We start from the raw sequence: 2,694 nt of genomic DNA on the forward strand, positions 1-2,694 counted from the left end.
TCACCACGTGGCGGCCAGTTCGGGGTCCGTCGTGCAGCGTCGGTTCGTCGTCTGACCTCACTACGCGTCGGTCGGTTCGGCGGACATAGTCTCGTCGTGGACGAACGTGACCGTGTCTTCGTTCGAACTGCGGACGAGGAGCGTTCCCGTCGTCGTGTTTGCGGGGACAGAGTAGACGGTCCACACGCGCGTCGACTCGTTCGGTGCGAACAACGAACCGGTTTCGAACCCTGTGGTGTTGGTGAGTGGTTGATAGCCGTAGCGAACGCCGTCAGATTCGAAGACCAGCGCAGATTGCGAGAGCGTTCCCGGTGACGACTCCGACGCAGTCACGTCGAGGGCGACGACCACGAACTGCTTGCCGTCGGGTGCGGTGTACGAGTTGTTCCCGACGGTGATGGAATCGGTCGTCTTCGAGTTCCACCGTGCGACCATGTCCGACGACGACGATGGCGCGGACGACAGGGCAGAGACGGCGACGCCGCCTTGCCCGCCCTGCGTACCGAGGCCATCGACCATCGGCCCGAGGGCCGCGACGGACCCCAGTGCGAGTACGAGGAGCAAGACTGCCACGACGACGACGCGGACGCTCGGTGGCGACCCAGATTTGAGGTCGTCGACCGAGGAGGGAAGCCGGTCTCGAAGCGACACGTCGCTCTCACCCGCGAATCCCGAGAGACGCTCACGGACCGAATCGAGCGGGAGCGACGAGAGCGCGTTGGCGACCGGTTCTGGAAGGTCGAACGGGAGTCCGAACTCCACCTCCGCCGTCTCGTACACCTCGCCGTCGGTGTACTGTTTGACGGTCTCTTCGAGGTCCTCGTCTTCGACTGTCTCTCCGAGTGAGTCCAGGTCGAGGAGCGTCACGTCGTGTTTCGTGGCGAATCCTCGGACTTTGTCTGTGAACTCGCCTTGCGTCGCGATGGCGGTGACGTCTATCTGCCGCTTCTTCGCGTGGGCGACGAAGCCTCTGACGTGGTCGAACTCGACAGACGTGTCGACGGTGGGTAAGACGAGCATCATCCCTTTCGTCCCGTCACCGCGTTGTCCCTGAATCAGGTACCGTCCCTCACCACGCGGTTGGACGTTCGTCTGCCAATTTCGTTGCGTCCAGAGGTCCGAGAGGAACCGGACGAACTTCGTCGGTTCGAGTTCGACGAGTCTCGCCATCGTCAGGCCACCTCCGTCTCGTTGCAGTTCGTTCGTCCGTCGTCTCCGGTCGTGTGGGATTCGTGGTCGTACAATCGAGGTGCAGTGTCGGGAGTAAACCACCCGGCGCGAGCACTACTCGACAGCACTGCCGTCGTCAGACCCGGTGATGTGGTGCGAATCATCGTCGTCGTGCGAGGAATCCGGTGACGACGAGCGCGATAACCACGAGTCCGGGCGAGAACGGAATCCCCGTGTTCGTCCCAGCGACTGCTGGTTCGATGGGTGTCCGTTCGACGACCGGATAGGGCGTGGCAGTCGACGCTGTCGCCGTCGATGTTGGTTCGTCCGTCGTCGGAGTGCTGGTCGGCGTCGGTGTCTTCGCGTCGGGTTCCAGTCGGACCATCGCGTCGTCGGCGACGAGCGACCCGTTGACACTGCCGTTCGTCCGGTACGGGAGGTCCATCTGGGACGAGAAGTTCTGGTCGCCGTCACGGTCCGCGTGGGCGATTGCGAGGAGTTCGGTGTCGGTCAGTTGCCGACGGTCGAATTCGACGATGACGTTCTCGTGTTCTCCCGGTGGGAGGTACGCGCTGGTCCCGAGCACCTCTTCGTCGGCCGTCTCGACGCGGATGAACCCGCCGACAGAGAGGTTCACCTCGCTGATGGTGACGAACGTCCCGTCAGTCTCCTGGTCGACGAACCGGAGACTCGCGTCGGATTCGAGGAGTCGCATCGTCGTCTCGGTGTTGTCGCGGTAGTCGCGAACCCACATGGGGAAGACGAGGCCACGGTCTTCGGGCGCGAACGTGAGGTTCGTCCGTATCGTCCTGTTCTCGGAGACGGTCATCGGGACGAGTTTCAAGAACGGTTGGCCGGGGGCACGCGCCCTGAGTTCCACGACGCTCCCCGGTGCGAGCGTCGACTCGCCGGTCACGTTGACCGTCGGGGCGTCCCACGGGTAGATAGTCTCGTTGCTGGCGGTCATGGACACAGTTGGCCGGACGAGGGTGACCCGCGTCCGCGCCGTAATCGTGTCCTCTTCGACGAAGTCACTGTGGTCGCCCTGCAAGGTCACCGTGACTTCGTAGTCTTCGGACGCTCCTTCTATCGGGAGGTCCGAGGTGTCCCAGACGACGAAGACTACGTCGTTTTCGAAGTCAGGGACGACTGTCGCGCCGTTTTCGGGCGTAGCGAGGAACGACTGTTGTTCTTGATTCGGACGCACTTCGAGCTGGTTCATCGAAATCTCGATTCCGTTGGCGTCTGGGCCGCCTGCGACGTTTTCCGGCGTGAGTGCCGTCTCCAGACCACTCTCGTCGATACGGACGATTGCGAGGTCACCTCTGGCCACGTCGATTCGCTCCGTCGACGCAGACTGGATTGACTGCGATGTCAGCGACGAGTCGGAGTCGTTCAGACTCGCCGGTGCGACGAGGGTCGATGCAGACGTGTTGCCGCGCGGTTCGACTTCGAGTTGGCCGATGGCGCGTTCGACCCCGCCGATGGTCACGTTCATCAGGTACGTACTCGGCTCGATGGGGC

At 63.0% G+C, this 2,694-nt stretch carries 2 protein-coding genes; both read right to left on the reverse strand.

Annotated elements, in window-relative coordinates:
* Positions 1–60 precede the first annotated feature (60 nt).
* On the reverse strand, positions 61–1,170 hold the full coding sequence (locus AUR66_RS12640; protein WP_058572718.1) for a restriction endonuclease: 1,110 nt from the start codon (positions 1,168–1,170) through the stop codon (positions 61–63).
* A 160-nt stretch (positions 1,171–1,330) separates the two neighbouring features.
* A partial coding sequence (locus tag AUR66_RS12645; RefSeq protein WP_058572719.1) for a DUF7282 domain-containing protein occupies positions 1,331–2,694 on the reverse strand: 1,364 nt, incomplete at its 5' end.

Source organism: Haloferax profundi (assembly GCF_001469865.1).
Taxonomy (GTDB): Archaea; Halobacteriota; Halobacteria; order Halobacteriales; family Haloferacaceae; genus Haloferax; species Haloferax profundi.

Bases quoted from the DNA above. Each gene is read 5' to 3' on its own strand.
- AUR66_RS12640 (WP_058572718.1), bottom strand. From the start codon at position 1,170: ATGGCGAGACTCGTCGAACTCGAACCGACGAAGTTCGTCCGGTTCCTC.